This is a genomic window from Prochlorococcus marinus CUG1415, assembly GCF_017696015.1.
GTDB lineage: Bacteria > Cyanobacteriota > Cyanobacteriia > PCC-6307 > Cyanobiaceae > Prochlorococcus_A > Prochlorococcus_A marinus_AE.
Genome location: NZ_JAAORL010000002.1, coordinates 304,089 through 321,171, shown reverse-complemented (window position 1 = coordinate 321,171; position 17,083 = coordinate 304,089). Strand labels below are relative to the sequence as shown.

Sequence of the window (17,083 nt, the reverse complement as noted above, 5' to 3'; positions counted from 1 at the left end):
TTAATGCAGAATCTTGTATCAAAAAAAGAAGAAGAGGAAAGAAGATTAAAAGCTTTAGCAGAATACAGGATATTGGGAACCAAGCCAGAATCATGTTATGACGATATTACAAAAATTGCTTCAGAAACATGTAATGTCCCTATTTCTTTAATGACTTTGGTGGATAAAGATAGACAATGGTTTAAATCCAAACAAGGACTTCCAATACAAGAAACTAGAAGAGATTGGTCTTTTTGTACCCATGCAATTAAAGAAAATAGTCCATTAATTATTAATGATGCTTTCCAAGATGAAAGATTTATAAATAATCCATTGGTAACAGGAGATCCCAAGATTCGTTTTTATGCAGGCTTTCCCCTTAGAAATAGTGATGGTCATAAACTTGGAACTCTCTGTGTAATAGACAGAAAGCCAGGAAATCTAACTACAAAACAATTTAATATTATGGAATTATTATCCAAGCAAATAGTTTCATTTTTGGAGCTTAGAAAAAAGTCATTAAACTTGCTAGATGCATTGTCTAATTTGCATAAACAGGAAGGGATTTTATCTGTATGCTCATATTGCAGAGAAGTAAAAAATAAGGAGGGGGATTGGATGCATTTGGAAAAATATCTTTCGAAAATTAGTGATATTAGATTCAGTCATGGGGTTTGTGATAAATGCATGGAAAAACATTTCCCAGATGTAATCGAAGTATGGAATAAAAAGGATTTTTTTGAAGATGGTCAAAAAAGGTATTTAGAGTCTTAGATTCAATACCTTGCTTTTAAGTTATTATTATATTTCTAAACAAATTCTTTATTTGGTGGTTAGTATTGTATAAATTTTGACTAGAAAATGTTATTAGGAACTTTATTAACAGGCGAAATCGCTAAAAGTGCATTGGTAGCATATATTCATTATTTAGGAATTATTTTGTGTTTCGGTGCTCTTTTGTTTGAAAGATTGACTCTCAAAGTAGGTCTTAATAGAATTGAGACTATCTCAATGATAATTGCAGATGTGGTTTATGGTTTGGCAGGAGTCGCAATATTGGTTACTGGTATATTACGTGTTAAGTATTTTGGACAAGGAGGCGATTTCTATACAGGTAATCCTGTGTTTTGGATAAAGGTTTCGCTTTACATTTTGGTAGGGTTAATTTCTTTATACCCAACAACAACCTATATCCTATGGGCAATTCCATTAAGTAAGAATAAATTACCTGAAATCTCAGAGAAACTTGTTAAGAGGTTTAAACTTATCATTACTACCGAATTAGTGGGCTTTGCAACAATACCTTTGTTTGCAACTCTTATGGCTAGAGGTGTGGGTTTAGGTTGAAAAATTTATTTCTAGAAAGAAATTGTTTAATAAGCACGAGCAAAAAATATAGATGGAGCTTAAGTTATAAAATTTCTAAATCTACAAAAGAAATTATTTTTATTGGTTTAAATCCTTCATTATCAGATGCAGTTTTCTTGGATAATACAACAAAAAAGATAATCAAAATATCGAAAAACAATAATTATGGCAAAGTAAAATTAATCAATCTATTTGCTCTTATTTCAAGCAATCCAGAAGAACTTTTTAATCGCAAAAACCCTGTTGGTTATCTAAATAATAATCATATTTATAAAAACTTAAAACACTGGTCTGAAAATAAAAACTGTGATTTATGGTTAGGTTGGGGCAACAAAGGGAAATTTCTCAATAGAAATAAAAGAATATCAAAAAAAATAATGCATTATAACTCAATTAGGAAAAATAATTTTGATAATCCTCTTGGACCTCTTTTCATTAAGAAAACAATTAAAGATAATCCAATACATCCTCTATACTGTTCTGATAATTCCATCCTCCAATCTTATTTTTAGCTAATAAGGCTGAAATGCAAACCATTATTTTTGGCTATTCCATTAAATATGTGTTAACTTCTAGTTGGCAATTCAAACTTATATGAAAGTTTCAAAGCAATTAAATAAACTAAAAAACTTAAATGTTGAGGCAGAAAAATGTTCTACAAGAGAAGAAGCAAAAAAAATAATTAATAAAGCAAATAAAGCACAAAGTAAAATTAACAAATAAATAAAAATAATTTTCCTTATTCATAATTTATAATTTTAAAACATATTTATTTAACCCAAAAATACAATATTTATTTCTAGGAATTTATGTCTTTGAAAATAATTAAAATAAGGAAATCGCACGAAAGATTTAGATCAAATAGAGAATGGCTAAATTCGATGCATTCATTTTCTTTTGCAGAGCATAGAGATCCAAAATGGGATAATTTTGGGAATATTAGAGTTATAAACGAAGATATTATTTCTCCTAATACAGGATTTAATACACATTCTCATGCAAATATGGAAATAATTACTGTCGTAACAAAAGGAGCAATAACTCATAGAGACTCGTTAAACAACTTTGGGAAAATTAATAAAGATGAAGTTCAAGTTATGTCTGCAGGTACTGGGATCTCTCATAGCGAGAAGAACGAAGAAAATGAGTCCTGCAAGTTGTTCCAAATCTGGGTAATCCCTAAAAAAGAAAATATCAAACCTCGCTATAAACAAATATCATTAAATGAAAAGTTGTGGGAAAATCTTATTTTTGATTATAAAAAAGGTCAAAATAATAAACTTTTTCTAAATCAAGATATTTCTTTATGGCGTTGTAAATACAAACCTATTAAAGAAAAAAAAATGCCATTAAAAATCGATAAATATAATTGGATACAAATAATAGAAGGTAATCTTTTATTAAAAAGTAAAGACCCTAATTTAAATATATGTCTCTCTTCTGGAGATGGCTTGGGATTTGAAGTTATTAATGTAAAAGATATTTCTATAGATACTGAAAAAGAACTAGATTTTCTTTTATTTTCAATGCCTTCCTTATAGTTTATCTATTACTCATCAAATCCTTTATTAAATGCATTTAAGGCTTGCAAAGCCATGTTAAGGTGAACTTCCATAGCACCAAGTGCAATTAAAGAATTTGGTGATTTATCTTTTAGTAAATTCTCTTTTCTTTTTGATAACTCGTGAATTAATTTCTTAGTTGAGGCTTCCCAATTGTTTATTAAATCGTCAAATTCTCTTTTTGCGGGGCTTTCTATTTCTGTTAATTCATCAGAAGAATGAGTATCTTTTTGTGCCTTCAGCATCAAGTAACTTAATTTTTTATGACTGATTGCTTGAGGTAAATTGTTAGATTCACTCATTTTTAATAATGAATTTATAGTCAAAATCTAACTAACTAAGTGAATATTTGCTAGAGGGGAGACGGTTGTGATGACCGACCTGAAAATTATTTAATGATCTTTAAATAAAAACTGAATTAATTAACCTTTAATTTTTTACTTATTAGTTTCTTGAAATGATCTCCTCGCTCTTCATAATTTTTAAATTGATCAAAACTTGAGCATGAAGGTGAGAATAATAATGTCCCAACCTTGTTATTTTGTAAATAATGAAAAACAAAACTTAGAAGCTCTTTCAGTTCTGAAAATTCAAAAATATCTTTTTTAAATCCATCATTAATAAGCGCTATTTTTAGGACTTTTGAGCTTTCTCCAAAAAGAAAAACACATTTAACTTTTTTCTTTAAAACTTTTATCCATTCACTGTATTCATTGCCTTTTAATCTGCCTCCAGAAATTATTATTATTTGACCTTCAATTGAATTTATTCCTGCAATAGATGAATCAAAATTCGTAGCTTTACTATCATTAATTATTTCCAGATCATTATTTTTGTAAATTGTTTCCATCCTATGAGGTAATTGTTTGTAATTAGATAAAGAATCTTTAATCTTCTTTCCAGATAATCCAACTTTTCTTGCTGCTGCTATTACTAATAGAAGATTTTGAAGATTATGCATTCCTTTTAAAGAAAAATGTTCTAGTTTGAATAGTCTCTTCCCTCTTTCAACAATGAATGCTTGATCATCTATCCAATAATCGCATTGAATTAAATTTGATTGATCTAAACTAGTTGTTATCCAAACCCCTTTTGATAGTGAACTATAGTGATTTCTTAGATTTTCATCGTCATAATTATAAATTCTAAAATCTGATTTTTCTAGCAAGCTTTTTTTTATGTTGAAATAGTTTTCAAGTGTTTTATGTCTTTCAAGATGATCTTCTGTGAAGGTTGTCCAGATTCCAATGTTAGGTTTTACTTCTGGAGATATTTCTATTTGATAACTGCTTAATTCAGCTACAACCCAGTCAATTGTTTCGTGTTTTTTAGAGTAAGCATATTTACATAAAGGTGTACCAATATTTCCAGCAAAAGGAGCATATAATTCATTCTCGCAGAGTATATGACTTAGTAAATGAGTAACAGTAGTCTTACCATTAGTGCCAGTAATACCTATCCAATTTGTGTCTTTTAAAATTTCCCATGCAACATTAATTTCTCCAATTACTTTAATTCCCTTTTTTTTTAATTGAATAATAGTTTCATGGTCATAAGGTATTGATGGACTTACAACAACAGATTCAATCTCTTTTACAAAGGGATGAATTTCTTCAAATACAAATTCTTTATTAAGAGAAACTAGTATATTAAGTTCCTCCAATTTTGTTTTTGTTTCTGCGAATTCTTCCCCATCTTTACTTTCCCAAACAATTACTCTCTTATTGATGCTTCTCAAATACTTGGCAGCCCAAAATCCAGATTTGCCTAATCCAATTACAAGATTAATTTTTTTTCTTTTACTTAAATGATTATTATCTATCATTAAATTTATAATTGCATTTATATTAAATCTGTTTGAGGGTTAATTCAATCATGAGATCATTCATTAGTATTTAGAGAATTCGCCAAATAAAAGTTAATTAATGGAAGATGATACTGCAAAATATTGGTTCTCTTGGTTTTATGAAAAGTGGGAGAAAAATGATCCAGGTGAATTAATAGAAAAGGGTTTAACCCCATCTCAGATTGCTGAGCGCTTTATTAATGAAAACCATGATAGTTTTATTAAATTATCAAAAAAAATTGATGAAAACAATCATGATGCCTTAACAGAATTTATGAAACTCTCAGAGAGCGAGTTACATATCTTGAAGTATTTTCTAAAGTTAGTAAAAATGAAAAATTTATAAGAAATTACTCAGTATTGCAAGGCTTTTTTCCCATAAATTTTTTCTTTCATTTTTATTAACGGCAAAAGGAGAAGTAGGAGATAGTTTTGGATGACCTCTGAAATTAAATTTAGGACCATAATGATCACCACCTCTTGCCTCTGGGGAAGTAGCTGCAAAAAGTTGAGGTAAAGCCCCCATCTCAGCAGATTGAAAAATAGGGCTAAATAATTCCATAGAAAATGTTTCTATTGGGCTAGGTTTAGGTTTCTGAGCAGTAAAAAGATTTGTTTTTGCTATCCCTGGGTGAGCAGCTAAAGAAAGTATATTTTTGTGTTTTAAATTCTCATTGAGTTCCAAAGCGAACATTACATTTGCCAATTTGCTATTGGAGTAAGATTCCCATTTGTTGTAATAGTTTTCTGCTTTCAGATTTCCCCATCCTACTTTGCCAAAAAATTGTGCACCAGAGGTAACCGTAACTATTCTCGATTCCTCTTTTTTTTCAATAATTGGAAGAAGCTTTAGGGTCAAAAGCATATGAGCTAAATGATTAACTGCAAATTGTATTTCATATCCTTGAGCACTAAGTGTTTTAGGCGGGTGCATTATTCCTGCATTATTGATTAATAAATCCAGATTTTCAAAACCATCAAAAATTTTGGACTGAACTTCAACTACATTGTTTAAATCTGATAAATCTAATTCTAAAGGTGTAAATATTCCTTCAGGATTAAGAGCTTTTAGCTTTTTGATAGTTTGATTAGCCTTCTCAAAGGATCTACAAGAAATGATTACATGAACATTTTTTTCGGCTAAGGCCTTTGCTGTGTAGTATCCAAGACCACTATTTGCACCAGTAATTAGTGCTGTTTTGCCCATAAGGTTAGGAATATTAGATGTTTCCCAGTTGGGAATTTTAGGTCTTGAAATAGTGGCAGTCATTTAGTAATCCTGCAAATTGCTTTCGAATTTAACTAGAACTTAATTACCATTCCACTGTAAATAATGGAATCCAGTATCGTGAGCTCTTTTTGAAGATATTAGTTAATAGTATTTTCAATTGCATACTGCCATTCGTTATTTTGAGATAAGCTTGTCTCTCTAAGCAACTGTAGTTTCCTACTATTTATTTTAATAACTATCCCATCAGTTGGATATTTCGCAAATATTTTTCTCTCTAACCAATTTTTTTTATATATTTCGATTTCGCTTGTAAGATTTGTGAAGTAACTCTCAGGGGTATTGAAGCCACATTTTTTAAGATAGTTAAGGGTTTCATATTGGTTAAGTCTTCCATTAAGTATTTGGAAACAGCAAAAGCTGAGACTGTCTCCAATCCTTTTCTTATCATTGAGGTATTTTCTTGCAATTCTTTGGGAAATTCCGGCAACTTGGTTTGTAGCGTATAGTTCACCTCTAATTTGAAAATCTCGTTTGATAGGAATACAATCGGGGACATTTTTAATTTGTTTGATTTTGCTTGTGACATCAAATCCTTTTTTTGTAATAGCCTTATTAAACTTGCCATTTATATATCTAATTGCAATAGCGCAGCCATCAATTTTTGGTTGAATGCTTAATCTTGTTTTTGTTAATAAACTTCCCAAAAAATCTTTATAATTTTCTTTAGCTAATTTTGGCAAAAGTCTATTTTTATTTTGATTAAAGTAGTCAAATTCTGGATGGGCAGGTATAAAGAGCTTCTCAAGCTGCTTAAATGCATCATCGGAAATTGTGCCGTCACCTATTCTATATTGTTCATCAAGATACTTAGTATCTCTCACTAATGAATTATTCATAATAATTTTGATAAATATTTAAAAATCTTCTAGAAAATTTTTATTTAAATAAAGATTTAAAATTAAAACCAGAGTTAAAAGTAATTTTCAAATAAATATCCTCCTACCCAGAGAGCGATCTAAGAGTATAAAATGTAAGGATTAGGAGTTTAAATTAAATACTTCAATCAAACATATTTACTTAAAAGTGAAATAGAAAAATTTCAAGGCTTAATTTGCAGGCTAATTTTTGAAATTTCAATCAATACAAAAAAATTCTTTAAAGTTATCAGAAAATGTCATTTTTATTAAAAGCTCAAAATATCTGGGACAATTTTGCGAAATACAAAATTAATGATTATGCAAAATTAAGAAATTTTGATTTTGGGCCAAATAACGAAAGTTCAGTTTCAAAATTATCACCTTTTGTCACACATAGAATATTATTGGAATATGACCTAATACATGATGTTAAAAGTAAGTACAAAATCAAAAATACAACTAAATTTGTTGAAGAAATATTTTGGAGAGTTTACTGGAAAGGGTGGATGGAAAATAAACCTAAAGTTTGGCAAAATTTTATTTCAGAAAAAAATCTTGATTATGATCATGAGCTATATGAAAATGCAATTAATGGGAATACAGAATTAGATTTTTTTAATTCTTGGGTACTTGAATTAAAACAGTATAACTATTTGCATAATCATACAAGAATGTGGTTTGCGAGTACTTGGATATTTAATTTAGGCCTCCCATGGCAATTGGGAGCAAAGTTTTTCTTTAAATATCTCTTGGATGGTGATGCTGCATCTAATCTCCTTAGTTGGAGATGGGTGGGAGGATTGCACACTAAAGGAAAGCAATATCTTTTTTCATCTTCAAACCTCAGAAAATTTTCAAATAATAGATTTAATGTAAAAAAAATAATCAATAAACAAATTTTTCTTGAGGAATTGAATCAAATTCCATTAGAAGATGAGATTTATAAAAATAATATGGATCCTAAATCAGATAATCTAGTTATGTTTGAAAATGATCTGCACCTTGCAACCCTTGAAAATTTACTTCCAAGCTATAAAAATGTATTCATTATCCTTCTTAAGAATGAACAAAGACAAATTAAATTGTCTGAATCTGTTTTGAAATTTAAACAAGATTTGGTCTCTGAATTTGTAGAGCATTTTGATAATGTTGAACAGATTGATCCTGATTTGCTAGAAATTACTCTTAAAAATATTGACGAAATAGACATTATTTATCCTGGAGTGGGAGAAAATTATGATTTCATAATTAAGTTTAAAAATTTACACAATAAAAATATTTTTAATCTTGTGAGGAATGAAGATTTAATTGCGTGGAAATTTGCCAAAAAAGGGTTTTTCAAATTTAAAGAAAACATTCCAAAAATCAATCAAATAATATTTGAAAATCATTCGAAAAATAATTTTTAACTTAGGGGAATTCTTAATCAGGAAAAGAATTCCTTAGGCAGCTAAGTATAAATACTTAATTAGGTATGACTTTTGCCGTTGAATCCACGATGGAAACTGTGAATAGTTATTTTTACTTAAGGATAATTTTTTTATAGTGCTTTCAACAATTCTTACAAAGTCGTTTAGCAAAGATACAGCTTTATTAATTCTTAGAGTTATTACGGGTACTGTGCTCATTCACCACGGTTATGAAAAATTAGCAAATATAGAAAATTTTGCTGATGCATTTGTGAGACCACTACATCTTCCATTTCCAATTTTTTTATCATATATAGCAGCATTTTCGGAGATAGGTGGTAGTTGGTTATTAATAATCGGTTTAGCTACAAGATTCGGAGCCTTAGCTATTGTTGGTACAATTTCTGTCGCCATTTATCATGCACTTGTTACTTCAGGGTTTAATATTTTCCTACTAGAGCTTTTACTTTTGTATTTTGCTTCAGCAACTTCAATTGCTTTGTCAGGGCCTGGTAATTTTTCTTTGGATGAAGTTATTATTAGAATCCTTAAATCAGAAGATACAGAAGAAAGCATATCTTCAACAAAAGTAAAACCTTCTTCTAAGAAATCTAAAACAAAAGAAGAAAATAATAAAGTGGGTTTATTGCAATTTCTTCAAGAAAATATTCTTTCAGATATTTCAAACTAACTTTTTAGGATAAAGACTATTAATTAGTTCTATTCTTTTAAGATATGAGTTCCTTTTCTCGAGTTTTATCTTAATTGTTGCTTCAGTAAGACTTATAAAAAGACCTATAGCTGTGACCCAAGATAAAATAATAAAAAGGTTATCTGGAATTTCTGAGAAATTCATATCAATAATACGTCTTTTTTTAAACTGACCGATCACTAGATCTTTTTCAACTTAAATATACAATTTAGAAATATTCTATGGATTAATTTCTGTTTTTTTCCATTTATATTTCTTTTCCCATAGATATCTTTTATGAATAGGCTTTTCTAATTTAAGAAGATCTACTGAATCGATATCAAAATTTAGAACTATAAAATTTTCTGACTTGGGTAGATTGGATGATATCTCATAAGCAGATTGCAATTTGTGGTTGATTTTCTCTCCGGGAGATCCCCAGAACCAAGAAGATTTTGATGTTTCAGATAATGTATCCCAATAATTTTTATTATCACTTAACTCACTTATTTTTCCTTTGAACCTATATTGTGATTTGGTTTTAAAAAAAAACCATAATATTTCTGCATTAGGGTTGGATTTTAAATGCTCAATTTTTTCACTTCTTCTATCTGAAAAAATAATCATTGAAGTATCTTTATTCCATCCTCTGAATACAACTGTTCTTAATCTAGGCTCATTTCTAACGCTAACTGTTGCAAGCTGTATCCATCTATTGGAGGGTGATTTGCCCTCTTTTTTTCTAGAAGATTTTAAATCTTGCCTCCAACTGGGTAAGTTGTTATCAGGCATTTACTTTAGGCAATATAAGACCACTTTTCTTTTTGTATTCTTCGAATGAATCATATTTTGAGAGCGATTTATCTTTTTTTATCATTCTTGGTAGAAAAACTATAGAGAAAAATACTGCAAGAATTACTAATGGTATTAAACTCATTGAAAGTATGGCGAATGATAGATAAATTAGTATTTCTCCTAGATAATTTGTATTCCTTATATTTTTGAAAAATCCTTCTTTAATTAGATCTTTTTTTAATTTAAGAGAAAAATATTTTTGGGCATCACTAGCAAAGTGTAGAAACACACCAATTATATTTATAGATACAGATGCAGCTATTACTATATTTGGAACAGATTTCTGAGATGAGATAAGAATGTATGGAGCTACCCAGTAACTTCCAAGGAAAATAAAACCAGTAACTGAAGTTAAAAAATTGATTTTTTCTTTAAAATAAGGATCTGGGAATATCTTTTCTTTTAGAAGCCAAAGTAATCCATAAGTACCATGCAGGGCTAAATAAACGTAAGGAGCGATCGTAAAATTATCAAAAAAAATCATAAGACCTATCACTACAAATGCAGTGAGCCCCTTATGGAGATTAATTATTTGATTAAGTTTCATCTTTTTTTAATAATCTAAAAAATGAAATTATTTTCTGTGGATATAACCTAGGTCGTCAAAAGTTTTAATGGGCGATACTGGATTCGAACCAGTGGCCACTACCGTGTCGAGGTAGTGCTCTACCACTGAGCTAATCGCCCCAATTGAGGAATTTTTAATCCCCCTTATAAGAAAATAGCAGGTTGCGTTTCATTTTCTAAGTAATTTAACTTTCCATCGTTCTCTTTTGGTTATTTCTAAATTTAGAATTTCGATAAATCCTTTATTTTCAAGTTCTAGTTTGTCGCCAATTTTTAGATTAATTGTTGGCTTATTAACTTTGCTTCCATTTAATCTGAGCATTCCATTTTCTATCCTTTCAATGATTTTGGTTCGTGATACCCTAAAGCCAGCTGAAGCTATAGCATCTAATCTTGTTGAAGCTTCTACTGTATTGACAAGTTTTTTTGATCTTCCAGAAGGTATTTGTAATTCATCTATACCTACTACATTAACTTTTACTTTTACGTCTCTTAAATAAAAAATCTTTTCATCTAGATGCTTAATATTTGAATTATCAATTATCCCTTGTGCTCCCCTATCGCCAATAGTCCATATATCTCCAACTTTTATTTGATTAACCCCATTTTCAATTAAGAGGGTTCTAAAGTCGTCTTGTTTAGCATTATCAAATAAAAAATTTCCATTAATTTTTATTCCTTGAGCTGGAAAATTACTTTTTAGCGCATCCTCTTCAGGAATATTATCTCCTCTAAAGCAAGCTATCCTAGATCTTTGAGAAGAGGAGAATCCTCCATAAATAAAAAATTTGAAATCATTTAAATTTTCAAAATCTTTTAAAATCTCTTCGCAAACATAAGTTGAATTAAACCCAGTCCAATAAGTTTCCCAGTGTTTGTAGGCTAAGTTAGCAATATTTATTAATTCCTCAGTTTCTTTTTTGTAGTTTGAATTTATTAAGATCTCTTTTAAATCAATCATTTAGCCTTCTAAAAAAATTATATCTTTTGCTTCTGATTGTTTTATCAAAGCCCATGGTAATTCAGCTCCAATTTGATTTTCAAGTAGCACAAGCCATTTGCCCTCTTTATTAAAATTAATAATCGATCTTAACTCTTTATTTCTATTAATGTTGATACTTGCAGAAGAAACAATGCTTCCTAAATATCCTGAACCCATTCCTAAAAGACCTCCAATTAATGATTCACCGATGTTATTTAAACCAAGAAAGCTGAAGGTAGATAAATTTGTCATATTAGAAAAAGCTATTCCAGCTATAAACCCAAATGGCATTAGCCATCTACTCATATCTTGTTGTCTGATCTTTCTATCAAGTTTAGGATTTAAGATTCTTATATCTTCAAAATTTTGAGATTTGAATAAGATATTTGCTTTCGCATTGAGCAATTCTTTTTCCTCTGATGATATTTTCTCACTTATTGGTGGGATCAAAATAGCTTCAGAGAGCATTACTGATTTTTCTTTGAAAACATCAAATAGCTGGATACATTTATCAATGTCTTCAAATATCACAATACTTTTAGTCAAATTTCAATCCTCAAATGTTTGTGTGTTATTCAAATTAATAAAATAAGATACATACACTATAGATTAAGTTAAAGTAAAAGATTAAAGAACCAATCTTAAATGACAAAAGTTCTCATTACAGATCCAATTGATCAAACAGGAATCGATATTCTTTCACAAGTTGCTCAGGTTGATCAGAAGATAGGAATCTCAGAATCTGAGTTAGCTTCCATTATTAAAGATTATGATGCTTTAATGATTCGCTCTGGTACTCAAGTGACTGAAGAGATTATTAATTCTTCAAGTAAACTGAGAATCATTGGGAGAGCAGGAGTTGGAGTCGATAATGTAGATGTTAAGGCTGCTACGCAAAAAGGAGTCCTTGTTGTTAATTCTCCAGGGGGTAACACAATAGCTGCAGCTGAACATACTATAGCTATGATGTTGGCCTTATCTAGACATATTCCAATTGCTAATAGTAGTACTTTGCTAGGTAAATGGGAGAGAAAGAAATTCGTTGGGAATGAGCTTTATAAGAAAAAATTAGGTGTAGTAGGTTTAGGGAAAATTGGCGCTCATGTAGCGAAAGTTGCTAATGCATTAGGAATGGATGTTTGCGGATATGATCCCTTTGTTTCAACTGAAAGAGCTCAACAAATCCAAGTTAAACTATCTGATCTTGAAGATTTATTCCAGCAATCCGATTATGTAACTTTGCATTTACCACGCACACCAGAGACAGAGAATTTAGTAAATATGGAGGTGCTTAAAAGTATGAAAAGTAGCGCAAAATTAATTAATTGTGCTAGAGGAGGCTTGATTGACGAAGAAGCATTAGCAGAAGCTTTAAATAAATCATTGATTGGAGGTGCTGCAATAGATGTCTTTTCAAAAGAACCTTTGGAATCTAATTCACCACTTTTGAAGGTTGAGAAGAATCTTATTCTCACCCCTCACTTAGGAGCATCTACTAGGGAAGCTCAAGAAAATGTAGCTGTTGACGTTGCAGAACAAATCAGAGATGTCTTGCTTGGGTTATCTGCGAGAACTGCGGTAAACATACCAGGTTTGGGCCCTGATATTATGGATAGTCTAAAACCTCATTTGCAGTTGGCTGAAACAATGGGTCTGCTTATAAGCCAGCTTTCAGGAGGACAGATACAGAAACTAGAGGTTAAGCTGCAAGGCGAATTTGTTCAACATCCATCCCAGCCATTAATAATAGCAAGTCTAAAAGGGCTTCTTAGTAAAGCTTTGGGAGATAGGATCAATTATGTTAATGCTTCTCTAGAAGCAGATTCAAGAGGCATTTCAGTAGTCGAGAGTAAAGATGAGGCAAGACCTGAATTTGCTAGTGGATCGCTTCAGCTAACTACTTATGGAGATAATGGTGACCATAGCGTAGCAGGAAGCATTTTTGCTGATGGAGAATTAAGAATTATTAGTATTGATCAATATCCTGTTAATGTATCGCCAAGTAGATACATGCTGGTTACAAGGCACAGGGACATGCCTGGTATTATCGGTAAGCTTGGTTCTTTATTGGGTAGCAACAATGTAAATATTGCCTCAATGCAAGTTGGGCGCAAAATTGTTAGAGGAGAAGCTGTTATGGTTCTAAGTATTGACGATCCAATTCCTAATAAGTTGCTTGACACCATTATTGAAGTAGAGGGAATTACAAACGCTAATCCAGTTACTTTATGAAGAGACTTGTCCTCGTTAATGGAAACTAAAGATTGGTATAAACTAACTTTTCTGATAGATAGTGATTCAGAAGAAATTATTATTTGGAAATTAAATGAGCTGGGAATATTTAGTTTTTCATTTGAATATTTAATTAAAAATGAAAATAAAAAAGAGGTGAACATATGGCTTCCAGTCGATGATTGGGGCGAGAGTTCTAGGTGTGGGTTTGAAAAAATAATTAGCAAACTTCTAAATATTTATGATCCTAAGAATCAATTTTTTGACTGGATTATTATTAAAGAGGAGGATTGGTTGACAAGCTGGAAGAAATATTGGGCGCCTGAATTAGTAGGAAATCATCTTTTAATATTGCCTTGTTGGATGAATCTAAATGAAAAGTTTAAAGATAAAAAAATCATAAAAATTGATCCTGGAGCAGCCTTTGGTACAGGAAGTCACCCTTCGACTTATCTTTGCTTGGAAAAAATGGAGAATATTTTCTTTTCTGATAAAAAGATATTAGATATTGGGAGTGGTAGCGGGATTTTGAGTGTCGCCGCAAGATTGCTTGGCGCTAAAGAGGTTTATGCAGTGGATAATGATTATTTAGCTATAAATTCAACAAAATCTAATTTCCAACTAAATTTCGGTGATTTAAACAATTTAAATACATATTTGGGATCTTTTAATGAGGTAATTTTAAAAAATCAACTCACACAATTTGATTTTGTTTTATGCAATATTCTTGCCGAAGTAATAAAAGGAATGATTCCAAATATTTATAAGTGCTTGAGAAACAATGGGGAAGTCATTTTCAGTGGAATTCTGAATTCACAAAAAGATGAAATTATACGAATATTAATTGAAAATAACTTGAAATTATTGGATGTATCATCTAGAAAAGATTGGGTTTGTATTTCGGCGCAAAAATCCGGAAATCAAAACTAACTATAAGTTTTTCTTATTGATACTCTTCAATACATTTTATTGTGTCATTTTTTACTTCAAAATCTCACATATTGACTCAATCAGTGTTAAATATGTATTAAATAGGTATTAATATACCAACAATTTTTTTTTTTAAATGGCTTCTTACAAAGTTACACTCATCAGCGAAAGTGAAGGTCTCAATTCAACAATTGAAGTGCCTGATGATCAATATATTCTAGATGCTGCTGAGGAGCAGGGCATTGATCTTCCTTATTCATGCAGAGCAGGAGCTTGCTCAACATGCGCAGGTAAAGTTGCTTCAGGAAGTGTTGATCAATCAGATCAGAGTTTCTTGGATGATGATCAATTAGAAGCGGGTTTTGTTCTAACATGTGTAGCTTATCCAACATCTGATGTAACAATTACAACTCATGCCGAGGAAGAATTGTATTAAATATAAAAAATTAACTTATTTAAGTTGAAAATTAATTGTTTCTCTGCCACCCTCTAGTAAGGTGGCTTTTTTTTGTGAAATGAATAAATTCGAATTGTTTAAAACAGGAAGAATTCAATCAAGTTATGGAGGCCAGTACAGTTATAAGGTTATTGGAGCATGTTGCAGACTTTATGATAGGGAAGAGTTGCCTTGGCCCTGTTCAAGGCTTGCTTGGAGAAGTAAGGAGCCTAGTTGGAGAAGAATAGGTTCTAGATTCGTAGCAGATATGGCTTCAAGAAAATGTCCCTCTTACTCTGTTCAGATTCTGGAGCCTGGATCAAAACCTGTTGAAACAGTAATTACTCTTTTTTCAAAGAAATTTTCTGCTGATATACAAGAATGGTGGTATAGCAAAAAACCAAGCTCAAAAGAGCCTGGCAATATCTTCCCATCTGAAGCTAGTTAGGATTTATAAAGCTTAAGCTTTAGGTGTCGCAGGGATATAACCTGCTAAACCTGTGCATTCAAGACTTTCAAAAGTATCTACACCAGTTTTGGAGTTAGTCCCACTAGCTCTTTCACATAATGCTTTTCTCTGAGCAAGATCAAGATTTGCCTCACTAAAGTCTGCCCCATCAATGTTTGCACCATCAAAAATACTTTTCATTAACTCACCATTTGTGAGATTCGCATCTGAAAGATCAGCATTATCAAAGCGAACAGCATATGCTATGACATTGCTCATGTTAGCCCCTTTGAAGCTAGCATTTTTTGCAGTTGTTACGCTCATATATGCACCTTTAAGGTTAGATTCACCTAAATCTTGACCTGATAAATCATATTTCACATATTCAGTATTTTGAAGATCCTTACCATGTAGGTCACCTTTCAATACGTCTACCGATGAGGGATCACTGGGATAGAGCGCGTTAGCAGAAATTGGATTGAGTAACAAACCAAAAAACAATGGAAGAAAAATTAAAAGTCTTTTAAGAGACTTGTTTAGGAACGAAGAAAAAGTAACCATTTCGATCGACATCAAATAGATAAACCTATGACTATTATTTCATGGGTTGGTCATTTACAACCCTCCTGCTCACGAACTGTTGCAGTTTATTTAATTTCTGCAGTTAGAAAATCTTTTGCAAGGTGAGTGTTGGGGAAAACTTTTTGCGCTTCTTTAAGCAAATCGCCTGTGGTAATTGAATTTTTACTAGTGTATCTTGGACTAAAATGAGTAATAATTAATTTTTTTGCATTTGATAATAATGCTGTTTTCGCAGCCATGATAGTTGTGGAATGTAATTTTTCATAGGCCATGTTCTCATCCTTTTGGGAAAATGTAGATTCATGTACGAGTAAATTGGCATTTTTTGATAATGATACAGCTGATTCGCTAAAGACAGTATCTGTGCAATAAACAAAACTTTCACCCTCACGGGGAGGCCCGCAGAATTCTTTCCCATCAAATGTCCTCCCATCAGCTAATACGACTTTTTTACCTTGTTGCAATTCTGAATAGATTGGTCCGGGTGCTATTTTCAAAGACTTTGCTTTTTTGATATCAAATATGCCTGGCTTGTCTTTTTCGCTCACTCTATAACCATAAGCAGGTATTTTATGTTTAAGGCAGGCGCAATTTACTTTTATTTTGTTGTTTTCAAATAAAATTTTATTTTCTGATGCAAAATTTTCAACTTCCACAAAATGCAATGGGAACGACAACTTGCAAAAACTACTACTAAGCGCAGAATTTATAAAACATTGAAGTTCTGAAGGACCATAAATTTCAATACCCTTAGTATTACCTGATAAACCTAAGGTAGCCAAAAGGCCAGGCAAACCATAAATATGGTCTCCATGCATATGTGTAATAAATATTTTTTTGATTTGCGAAGATTTGATATTGCTTTTCATTATTTGATGCTGTGTTCCCTCTCCACAGTCAAAAAGCCAAACTTCTGAAGATTGCGATAATTTAAGAGCTAAGGAAGAAACATTTCTTTTTAAGGAAGGGACTCCTGAACTGGTTCCTAAGAAGGTTATATTCACTTATTATGATATTTTTATTTTGATATCTGGATTAAATTTAGACT

The 17,083-nt window shown here is 31.0% G+C and carries 22 protein-coding genes and 1 tRNA gene; 12 read left to right on the top strand and 11 right to left on the bottom strand.

Features of this window, described 5'->3' with window-relative positions:
- Nucleotides 1-3 precede the first annotated feature (3 nt).
- The 5 genes from HA143_RS07830 (at nt 4) to HA143_RS07810 (ending at nt 2,888) form a co-directional block, all read left to right on the top strand.
- On the top strand, nt 4-753 hold the full coding sequence (locus HA143_RS07830) for a GAF domain-containing protein (protein WP_209085629.1): 750 nt from the start codon (nt 4-6) through the stop codon (nt 751-753).
- An 87-nt stretch (nt 754-840) separates the two neighbouring features.
- Complete coding sequence (locus tag HA143_RS07825) at nt 841-1,326, top strand: DUF2214 family protein (RefSeq protein WP_209085625.1); 486 nt, start codon at nt 841-843, stop codon at nt 1,324-1,326.
- A complete protein-coding gene (locus tag HA143_RS07820; protein ID WP_209085622.1) occupies nt 1,323-1,859 on the top strand; it encodes a DUF1643 domain-containing protein in 537 nt (178 codons plus the stop codon). Before HA143_RS07825 ends, HA143_RS07820 begins: the two co-directional genes overlap by 4 nt.
- A gap of 64 nt (nt 1,860-1,923) precedes the next feature.
- Nucleotides 1,924-2,070 (top strand): hypothetical protein, encoded by a 147-nt coding sequence (locus tag HA143_RS07815; RefSeq protein ID WP_209086671.1) that lies wholly within the window; start codon nt 1,924-1,926, stop codon nt 2,068-2,070.
- An 86-nt stretch (nt 2,071-2,156) separates the two neighbouring features.
- The gene (locus tag HA143_RS07810) at nt 2,157-2,888 is read left to right on the top strand and encodes a pirin family protein (protein ID WP_209085611.1); all 732 of its coding nucleotides are present in this window, start codon (nt 2,157-2,159) and stop codon (nt 2,886-2,888) included.
- Nucleotides 2,889-2,896: 8 nt separating this feature from the next.
- On the opposite strand, the gene HA143_RS07805 is transcribed toward HA143_RS07810, so the two are convergent.
- Together HA143_RS07805 and murD are read right to left on the bottom strand one after the other, a co-directional pair.
- Nucleotides 2,897-3,211, bottom strand: coding sequence for an MATH domain-containing protein (locus HA143_RS07805; RefSeq protein WP_209085608.1), 315 nt, complete (start codon nt 3,209-3,211; stop codon nt 2,897-2,899).
- 116 nt (nt 3,212-3,327) lie between these two features.
- The gene (gene murD / locus HA143_RS07800; protein WP_209085605.1) at nt 3,328-4,734 is read right to left on the bottom strand and encodes a UDP-N-acetylmuramoyl-L-alanine--D-glutamate ligase; all 1,407 of its coding nucleotides are present in this window, start codon (nt 4,732-4,734) and stop codon (nt 3,328-3,330) included.
- A gap of 100 nt (nt 4,735-4,834) precedes the next feature.
- Here murD and HA143_RS07795 point away from each other — a divergent pair, with 100 nt between their 5' ends.
- Entirely contained in the window at nt 4,835-5,101 is a 267-nt protein-coding gene (locus tag HA143_RS07795; RefSeq protein WP_209085602.1) for a hypothetical protein, read from the top strand.
- Here HA143_RS07795 and HA143_RS07790 read toward each other — a convergent pair.
- Entirely contained in the window at nt 5,096-6,025 is a 930-nt protein-coding gene (locus tag HA143_RS07790; RefSeq protein WP_209085599.1) for an oxidoreductase, read from the bottom strand. The two genes, HA143_RS07795 and HA143_RS07790, sit on opposite strands and share 6 nt — an antisense overlap.
- A gap of 98 nt (nt 6,026-6,123) precedes the next feature.
- Nucleotides 6,124-6,882, bottom strand: coding sequence for an NAD-dependent DNA ligase (locus HA143_RS07785; RefSeq protein ID WP_209085595.1), 759 nt, complete (start codon nt 6,880-6,882; stop codon nt 6,124-6,126).
- A gap of 275 nt (nt 6,883-7,157) precedes the next feature.
- Between HA143_RS07785 and HA143_RS07780 the strand changes: the two genes are divergently transcribed.
- Nucleotides 7,158-8,312 (top strand): FAD-binding domain-containing protein, encoded by a 1,155-nt coding sequence (locus HA143_RS07780; protein WP_209085592.1) that lies wholly within the window; start codon nt 7,158-7,160, stop codon nt 8,310-8,312.
- A gap of 136 nt (nt 8,313-8,448) precedes the next feature.
- A complete protein-coding gene (locus HA143_RS07775) occupies nt 8,449-9,003 on the top strand; it encodes a DoxX family protein (RefSeq protein ID WP_209085581.1) in 555 nt (184 codons plus the stop codon).
- A 240-nt stretch (nt 9,004-9,243) separates the two neighbouring features.
- Here the strand turns inward: HA143_RS07775 and HA143_RS07770 are convergent, their stop codons facing one another.
- The 5 genes from HA143_RS07770 to HA143_RS07750 form a co-directional block, all read right to left on the bottom strand.
- Nucleotides 9,244-9,795 carry a pyridoxamine 5'-phosphate oxidase family protein gene (locus HA143_RS07770; protein WP_209085579.1) on the bottom strand — a complete coding sequence of 184 codons (552 nt, stop codon included), beginning with the start codon at nt 9,793-9,795 and terminating at the stop codon, nt 9,244-9,246.
- Nucleotides 9,788-10,405, bottom strand: a complete 618-nt coding sequence (locus HA143_RS07765; RefSeq protein WP_209085577.1) for a methyltransferase family protein — start codon at nt 10,403-10,405, stop codon at nt 9,788-9,790. Before HA143_RS07765 ends, HA143_RS07770 begins: the two co-directional genes overlap by 8 nt.
- A gap of 68 nt (nt 10,406-10,473) precedes the next feature.
- Nucleotides 10,474-10,545 (bottom strand) — tRNA-Val (locus HA143_RS07760).
- Between the two features lie 49 nt (nt 10,546-10,594).
- On the bottom strand, nt 10,595-11,386 hold the full coding sequence (locus tag HA143_RS07755) for a photosystem II S4 domain protein (RefSeq protein WP_209085574.1): 792 nt from the start codon (nt 11,384-11,386) through the stop codon (nt 10,595-10,597).
- Nucleotides 11,387-11,953, bottom strand: coding sequence for a hypothetical protein (locus HA143_RS07750; protein ID WP_209085565.1), 567 nt, complete (start codon nt 11,951-11,953; stop codon nt 11,387-11,389).
- Between the two features lie 99 nt (nt 11,954-12,052).
- Between HA143_RS07750 and serA the strand changes: the two genes are divergently transcribed.
- The 4 genes from serA (at nt 12,053) to HA143_RS07730 (ending at nt 15,453) form a co-directional block, all read left to right on the top strand.
- Complete coding sequence (gene serA, locus HA143_RS07745) at nt 12,053-13,639, top strand: phosphoglycerate dehydrogenase (RefSeq protein WP_209085562.1); 1,587 nt, start codon at nt 12,053-12,055, stop codon at nt 13,637-13,639.
- 18 nt (nt 13,640-13,657) lie between these two features.
- Nucleotides 13,658-14,569 (top strand): 50S ribosomal protein L11 methyltransferase, encoded by a 912-nt coding sequence (gene prmA, locus HA143_RS07740; protein ID WP_209085554.1) that lies wholly within the window; start codon nt 13,658-13,660, stop codon nt 14,567-14,569.
- A gap of 136 nt (nt 14,570-14,705) precedes the next feature.
- The gene (locus HA143_RS07735) at nt 14,706-15,005 is read left to right on the top strand and encodes a ferredoxin (protein ID WP_209085551.1); all 300 of its coding nucleotides are present in this window, start codon (nt 14,706-14,708) and stop codon (nt 15,003-15,005) included.
- Nucleotides 15,006-15,084: 79 nt separating this feature from the next.
- Nucleotides 15,085-15,453 (top strand): hypothetical protein, encoded by a 369-nt coding sequence (locus HA143_RS07730; protein WP_209085549.1) that lies wholly within the window; start codon nt 15,085-15,087, stop codon nt 15,451-15,453.
- Nucleotides 15,454-15,465: 12 nt separating this feature from the next.
- On the opposite strand, the gene HA143_RS07725 is transcribed toward HA143_RS07730, so the two are convergent.
- The gene (locus HA143_RS07725; protein WP_209085547.1) at nt 15,466-16,026 is read right to left on the bottom strand and encodes a pentapeptide repeat-containing protein; all 561 of its coding nucleotides are present in this window, start codon (nt 16,024-16,026) and stop codon (nt 15,466-15,468) included.
- Between the two features lie 74 nt (nt 16,027-16,100).
- A complete protein-coding gene (gene rnz, locus HA143_RS07720) occupies nt 16,101-17,039 on the bottom strand; it encodes a ribonuclease Z (RefSeq protein ID WP_209085545.1) in 939 nt (312 codons plus the stop codon).
- Nucleotides 17,040-17,083 lie beyond the last annotated feature (44 nt).